Raw genomic sequence first — 6,929 nt, forward strand, 5'->3', positions numbered from 1 at the left:
CTCCTCCTTGGTTGTGTTTTCATTGCATTGTGGCTGGCAGCCACAGAATTATTCCGGGGAAAGCAGCAAGCAGCGCGATGATCAACAAATGCGCCCAGACATGGGGCATGACGCCCCGGAATATCTCTTCCAGTGGTCGGCGCGTATAGCGCGCAACGACGAAGACGTTCATGCCCATCGGCGGGGTTACCATGCCAACCTCTGCGGTAACAACGATCAGCACGCCGAACCAAACCGGATCGAACCCAAGCTGATAGACCAATGGCAGGACCACTGGCACAGTCAGGATCAGGATGGCGATCTGGTCCATGAAGAAACCCAGGATCAGATAGCCGAACAGGATCACGGCCAGGATCACCCAGCGCGAGGTCTCCAACGCGCCGACCCAGCTTGTCAGATCGTTCGTCACCCGTGTCAGCGTGAAGAAATAGCCGAACACATGCGCCCCCAAAATGATGAAAAGGATCATGCAAGTGGTTTGTGAGGCCGACCGCAGCGCCGTCCAGGCACTCGCAATCGACAGCTTGCGTTCCCAAGCAGCAATCAGCATGGCGAAAAATGCCCCGATTCCGGCAGCCTCGGTGGGGGTGGCAATGCCGGAATAGATCGTTCCCGTCACGGCAAAGAACAAAATCAGAACCGGGCCGACCCGTTTGAGAGACCGAAACTTGTCGGCAAAGCTATAAGCCTTGCCGAAGGGTGCTGCCTCGGGATCACGCCAAACCAGATAGGCGATGGTCAGCATGATCGTTGCCGTAACCAGTATGCCGGGGATTACGCCCCCGATCAGCAGCTTGGACACCGGAATGTCGGCAATGATCCCGTAGAGGATCAGCGCGATGGACGGTGGGATCAGCATGGACAGTGTGCCAGAAATGGCTACCACGCCGCCCGCCAGCTTGGGATCGTAGCCCTCTTTCAACATTGCGGGGATCGAGGTTGAAGCCAATGTTGCCGCCGCCGCCGTAGACGACCCAGAGATGGCGCCAAAGCCTGCCCCCGCGAGAGCGGTAGCCATGGCAACCCCGCCGCGAAGGCGGCCGACCCACACAGTCGCCGCGCGGAACAGGTCATCGGCGACACGCGAGATGATCACGAATTCCGCCATTAGGATGAACATGGGGATCGTGATGATCTCGTAGTCATTAGCGGTGGAGAGCGGAGTTGTCTTCAGTATGCCTTCGAGGATCGGCCAACCGCCGAACATGTAGAGACCCACTGCCCCCGAGATTCCCATAGCCAGAGCTACGGGCATCCCGACCACCAGCATTAGTGCCAGGAGGATAAGTACGATCGTCACGCTCATTCGCCATGCTCCCCCGACTTTATGTCCGTATTCGGTGGTGGAGGAAGTTCAACAAGGTCGGATGGGGAAAAGACCGAGAGCAGATGAAAAATCGCCCGATAGCCGCAGCGCAGAGCCAATGTAGCCATTCCCAACGTCAGGAAAGCATGGGCGACCCATGTGGGCCAAGGCACGATTTCCGCCGCTCGATGGTCGGAGACCAGTGCGTCTTGCGCCTGAACAAAGCCGAGCCAGGCTATCACGACGACAAAGAACGTGGCCGCGCCATAGCCCGCCGCCTGTGAAAGATGCCGTATGGGGCGGGGCAGCAACGGCACGAACACATCCAGCGCGATATGACCGTGATGGTGCATCGTGTCCGACAGAGCCAGAAAGAACACGGCACCCACGAGGTACAGACCGATCAGGCTGTAGGACCAAACCAGAGGGGCTGCAAACATGTAGCGCATGGCGACGTCGAGCACGACAATCAGCATGATCGCGGCCATTGCCGCCGCCGAAATGCTGATCATCACGGTTTCCACCCGTGCTAAGAGCGCCGATAGCGCATTAGCGGGTCGGTTCTCCTCGATCACTCCTCCCATAGTTTCCTCCATTTCTACGTTTGAGTTGGTCCGCGTGCGGCCATTATTTTTCGCGCGGCGCGTTCGTGTGGTTTGTCGATCATCTGCCCGTCGATGCTGATGACCCCAGCATTCGAGTTCGCCTCAAAACCGTCGAGAACCTTTTGCGCCCAGATCAGTTCTTCTTCGGTAGGTTGAAACGCGCGGTTCACCGGTGCGATGTGGTTGGGATGGATCACGGCCTTGGCCCCAAACCCGTCACGTCTTGCAACTCTGGCCTCCGCCTCCAGAGCCTCAAGATCATTCAACGCGGCACAGATGGTATCCACGGCCACAACACCCGCCGCCGCAGCCCCGGCAAGACATAGGTTGCGCGCCAACCGGAAGGGTTCGTGGTAAACACTGCTTTCCGCATTTTCCCGTGCGCCGAGCGAGGCGGCCAAGTCTTCAGCGCCCCACATCATTCCCCAAAGGCGGGGGTCAACATTGCGATACCGCCCAAGAGTAAACAGCGATGCCGCGGTTTCGGTCACGATCGCCAGTATCCGCGTTTGCGGCAGTGCATGCGCTGCCTCGAAGGCGGCCAAATAATGCGCCAGCTGGCGCAGATCGTCGGGTCCTTCGCATTTGGGCAAGACAATTCCGTCCGGCGCATGGGGCATGACCGCCGCAAGATCAGCGAGCGTCAAATCGGTATCCAGCGCATTGACGCGCACGAACGTCGCCTTGTCGCCGCGTTCCTCGCGCAGCATGTCCGCCACGCAATCGCGGGCCTCCGCCTTGGCCGAGGCCGCGACCGAATCCTCCAGATCGAGGATCAACGCATCGGCCTCGCCAACTCTGGCCTTGGCGAATTTGCGGGTGCTGTCGCCGGGAACAAATAAAAAACTGCGCATCAGGCCTGCGCCTCAACAGGGCGCTTGCGCATCAAGGCCATGCGCGTGCATTTTGCCACGAGAACGCCGTCTTGATTGAAGCAGCTATGCTCGAACTCCACCAGTCCGGCATCGGCTCGTGACTTGCTTTCGCGCTTGGAAATCACCAGCGTTTCTGCTCGCAAAGTATCCCCATGAAAGACCGGAGCGGGGAACCGTACATCTGACATACCAAGATTGCCGATCGTCGTGCCCAGCGTTGTGTCCTGTACCGACAGGCCAATCAGAATCGCCAGCGTGAACATCGAGTTGAACAGCCTTTGCCCCCATTCCGTGCCTTCGGAAAACGCCGCGTCAATGTGCAGTGGCTGCGGATTCATCGACATCAGGCTAAACATCGTGTTGTCAGCATCGTTGACGGTGCGAGACAGCTCGTGGCGAAAGTGGTGATCCACCTCGAAATCCTCATAGTAAAGTCCAGGCATGGTCGCTCCTGTCAGTAGGATTTCGGTAGGCCCAGCGCCTTTTCGGCGATGAAGCACAGGGCAAGCTGGGGCGAAACCGGGGCGATGCGCGGGATCAGGCTTTCGCGCAGATACCGCTCGACGTGATATTCCTTGGCATAGCCAAAGCCGCCATGGGTCATCACCGCCGTCTGGCACGCGTTAAAGCCAGCCTCACCGGCGAGATATTTTGCCGTATTGGCCGAAACGCCGCAGGGCAGGCCGTTGTCGTATTCCCAGGCCGCTTTCATGATCATCAGCCAGGCCGCTTCCAGTTCGGCATAGCTGATAGCCAGCGGGTGCTGGATCGACTGGTTCTTACCGATAGGCCGGTTGAAAACCTCACGTTCCTTTGCGTAATTTACGGCACGTTCCAGCGCGGCAAAGCCCAACCCGACCGCTTCGGCCGCGATCAGTATTCGTTCGGGGTTCAGCCCGTGAAGGATATAATCAAATCCACGCCCTTCCTCACCGATCCGGTCGCTTTCGGGGATCTCGAAATCCTCAAAGAACAGTTCGTTGGAATCTACCGCCTTGCGGCCCATTTTCTCGATCTCGCTGACCTTGATGCGCTCGCGGTCAAAGGGCGTGTAAAAGAGGGACAGACCGTGCGTCGGGGACTTCACTTCTTCCAGCGGCGTTGTGCGCGCCAGAAGCAGAATATTGTCTGCCACCTGGGCAGTGGAAATCCACACCTTCTGGCCGTTTACCACATATTTGTCACCGCGCTTGTCGGCGCGCAGCTTCAGCTGGGTGGTGTTCAGGCCCGTATTGGGTTCGGTTACGCCGAAACAGGCCTTTTCCTTGCCCGTTGCCATCGGACGAAGCATGCGCTGTTTTTGCTCTTCAGAGCCAAACACGGCCACAGGGTTCAAGCCGAAAATATTGATGTGGACAGCCGATGCACCAGACAACCCCGCGCCGGACTCCGAGATGGCGCGCATCATCACAGCAGCTTCGGTGATCCCCAGCCCGCTGCCGCCATACTCTTCAGACGTGCAAATGCCCAGCCAGCCTTCTGCTGCCAGAGATTCGTAAAAATCTTCCGGAAACCCCCCGTCTCGGTCGCGGCGCAACCAATACTCAGCATCAAAGCCCGCGCAAATCCGGTCAACCGCATCGCGGATAGCGTTTTGATCATCGGTCAAGGCAAAGTTCATTTATTGGTCCTCTTTGGTGCAATGCAACGTGCCGTTGCGCTGAAGCGCGGCGATTTCAGCGTCCGAGAATCCCGCCTCGGACAAGATTTCTGGTCCATGTTCGCCCAAGCGTGGCGCATAGCGTTTCACCTTGGCCGGCGTGCGCGAAAAGCTGACCGGAACGGCCATCTGGCGCAGTTTGCCTTCGCTGGGGTGATCGACCGATTGAAAAAAACCTGTCTCGACCAGATGCGGATCCTCGATGACGGATTCAAAGCTGTGCATCGGCATGGCCGGCACATCGGCCTTGCGGAACACCTCCAACCACTCTGCGGTTGTCTTGGTCAGAATGATCTCCCCAAGCGATGCATAGACAAAATCGATGTTGGCCATCCGGTTGGAAAAGCTGGCAAACCTGTCATCGCTCTGTGGAATGTCGGAGCGACCGATCTGGTCGAAGAAACGCTGCCAATGGCCGTCGTTATAGATGAGGGCGCAGACATAGCCGTCCATGGTCTTGTAGGGACGACGATCCCTTGAGAGGTGGCGCGAATAGCCTCCAGCATCCATCGGAGGGTCAAATGTGAGGCCGCCCAAATGGTCACCCAAAATCATCGAGACCATTGTCTCGAACATGGGGATCTCGATCTTCTGGCCCTTGCCAGAGCGCTCACGCTCAAGCACCGATGCAAGGATCGCGTTATTGGCGGCAATTCCGACAATCCGGTCGGCCACGGCGGCCGGTACATAGGCCGGCTCCCCGCCAGCACGCGTGAAGCTGTGCGAGATGCACGAACCGCCCTGGATCAGATCGTCATAAGCCGGGCGCGCTGCATAGGGTCCGGTCTGCCCGTAGCCCACCAGTGCAGCGTAGATCAGGCGCGGGTTGATTGCTGAAAGCTCTTCATAAGACAGCCCAAGCCGCGCCATGGCCTTCGGCCGGATATTTGTCACCAGCACATCGGTGCTCTCGACCAGCCGCAACATTGCTTTACGGCCGTCTTCCTTTTTCAGATCAAGCGCGATGTCACGCTTGGACCGGTTCACGTTCATGAACAAGGGCCCCATTTCTTTGTGCCGCGCCGGACCGATCTGCCGGATCACATCGCCGGTCGGAGACTCGACCTTGATCACCTCCGCGCCAAAATCGCCAAGGATCTGCGTTGCATATGGTCCCATCAACACCGTTGTGAGGTCCAGAACTCGCAGTCCTTCCAATGGTCCCATCGTCGCACTCTCCAGTTGATCTTAAATATGGACAAAACGTCCATAATAATGAACAATTGTGGGATGGGTACCCTGATGTCAACGAATTTTTTGGGGATAGTTCCGGAATGCTGGCAAAACAGCTTCAGGACCGACGCTGGACAAAATCGTAATGGACAGGGCACAGTAGGACACTGGGCGGAGAGAAAACATGGCCGTAAAACAAATAGAAAATTTGTTGGATTTGCTTGAGTTTTTTGCGGAGCGGCAACGTCCAGCAACGCTTGCAGATGTTGTGTCACACTTCGATTGGCCAAGATCCAGCGCGTTCAACATTCTTTCGACACTGTCAGAACAAGGCTATCTCTACGAACCCCGTGCGCGCGCCGGCTACTATCCCACACCGCGCTGGTCTCAGCTCGCTGCAGGATTTGCTCAAGGTGAACCGATTCCCGGACGATTGATTAGGGTGATGATGGAACTGGCAGCCGAAACGAATGAGACCGTCTGCATATCTGCGCCCAGTGGGCTACACGCCGTTTTTCTGGATGTCATCGAGTCACCCGCAAGCATCCGTTACGCAGCGCAGCCGGGAAAGCGCGTTCCTATTCACGCCACTGCATCGGGACAGGCCTTGCTGTCACAATACCCCGAAAACTCTCTGGATGTGTTGCTGCGCAAGGTGAACTTTGAGCGGTACGGCCCGGGCACCCCGATCTCCAGCGATGAAGTATTGGCACAGATAGAAACCGGGCGCCGGCGCGGATGGTTCCAGTCCGCCTCCCACTTCTCACCCGATCTCGGTGGGGTAGCTGTTCCAGTTGCCGACAATTCGCGCATTTTCGGGATCACAATCGCTGGTCCGCTCTTTCGCGTTGGCGACAAGGCTGAACACCACGCCATATTGCTTCACAAGGCGATTGACCGCATTTTTGGAGAAGGCCACAGCCTGAGAACACTTACAAACTTTGATGTTCCAGTGCTTACTCAGCCGACACGCATATATAAATCCGACCAGCGGTAGCACCCGATCTTCGCCTCTCGGAAAAATCACTCTGCGGTTCGAAATAGTCCTTCTGGGTCGAGGACCACCTCTTTTGCCAGAGGTCAGGCCAATCGCATGCACCCAGCCAATCGTATGGCTGTAAGGATTGCGGATCGCCGGACGACCCTCCGCCTCGAGTGATCTGGTCACGGCGCGCGGAATACGGTTCGAGACATCAATGGCATTGCTGGTGGAGGAAAAGCGCGGGGCGATGACCGCCTCGGCAACTGACATGCCGAAATCTACGGTGTTCAAGATAGTCTGAAGTACCCCCATAACGATTTGCGTGCCT

The 6,929-nt window shown here is 57.5% G+C and carries 7 protein-coding genes and 1 pseudogene; 1 reads left to right on the forward strand and 7 read right to left on the reverse strand.

The features are described from left to right. Positions 1 to 19: 19 nt before the first annotated feature. The 6 genes from RID11_RS15030 to RID11_RS15055 are packed head-to-tail and all read right to left on the reverse strand — an operon-like array spanning position 20 to position 5,613. Positions 20 to 1,306 carry a TRAP transporter large permease gene (locus RID11_RS15030; protein ID WP_350140617.1) on the reverse strand — a complete coding sequence of 429 codons (1,287 nt, stop codon included), beginning with the start codon at positions 1,304 to 1,306 and terminating at the stop codon, positions 20 to 22. Continuing rightward, positions 1,303 to 1,890, reverse strand: coding sequence for a TRAP transporter small permease (locus RID11_RS15035; protein ID WP_350140619.1), 588 nt, complete (start codon positions 1,888 to 1,890; stop codon positions 1,303 to 1,305). Before RID11_RS15035 ends, RID11_RS15030 begins: the two co-directional genes overlap by 4 nt. 14 nt (positions 1,891 to 1,904) lie before the next feature. Beyond that, a complete protein-coding gene (locus RID11_RS15040; protein ID WP_350140621.1) occupies positions 1,905 to 2,765 on the reverse strand; it encodes an HpcH/HpaI aldolase/citrate lyase family protein in 861 nt (286 codons plus the stop codon). Beyond that, positions 2,765 to 3,229 carry a MaoC family dehydratase gene (locus RID11_RS15045; RefSeq protein ID WP_350140623.1) on the reverse strand — a complete coding sequence of 155 codons (465 nt, stop codon included), beginning with the start codon at positions 3,227 to 3,229 and terminating at the stop codon, positions 2,765 to 2,767. Before RID11_RS15045 ends, RID11_RS15040 begins: the two co-directional genes overlap by 1 nt. A gap of 11 nt (positions 3,230 to 3,240) precedes the next feature. Then, positions 3,241 to 4,407 (reverse strand): acyl-CoA dehydrogenase family protein, encoded by a 1,167-nt coding sequence (locus RID11_RS15050; RefSeq protein ID WP_350140625.1) that lies wholly within the window; start codon positions 4,405 to 4,407, stop codon positions 3,241 to 3,243. After that, the gene (locus RID11_RS15055; protein WP_350140627.1) at positions 4,408 to 5,613 is read right to left on the reverse strand and encodes a CaiB/BaiF CoA transferase family protein; all 1,206 of its coding nucleotides are present in this window, start codon (positions 5,611 to 5,613) and stop codon (positions 4,408 to 4,410) included. Positions 5,614 to 5,803: 190 nt separating this feature from the next. On the opposite strand from RID11_RS15055, the gene RID11_RS15060 reads away from it, so the two are divergent. Then, entirely contained in the window at positions 5,804 to 6,616 is an 813-nt protein-coding gene (locus tag RID11_RS15060; RefSeq protein WP_350140629.1) for an IclR family transcriptional regulator, read from the forward strand. Positions 6,617 to 6,700: 84 nt separating this feature from the next. Here RID11_RS15060 and RID11_RS15065 read toward each other — a convergent pair. After that, a pseudogene (locus RID11_RS15065) lies at positions 6,701 to 6,919 on the reverse strand (gamma-glutamyltransferase); the annotation flags it as partial. Positions 6,920 to 6,929: the final 10 nt, after the last annotated feature.

The organism is Roseovarius sp., assembly GCF_040219995.1.
Classification (GTDB): Bacteria; Pseudomonadota; Alphaproteobacteria; order Rhodobacterales; family Rhodobacteraceae; genus Roseovarius.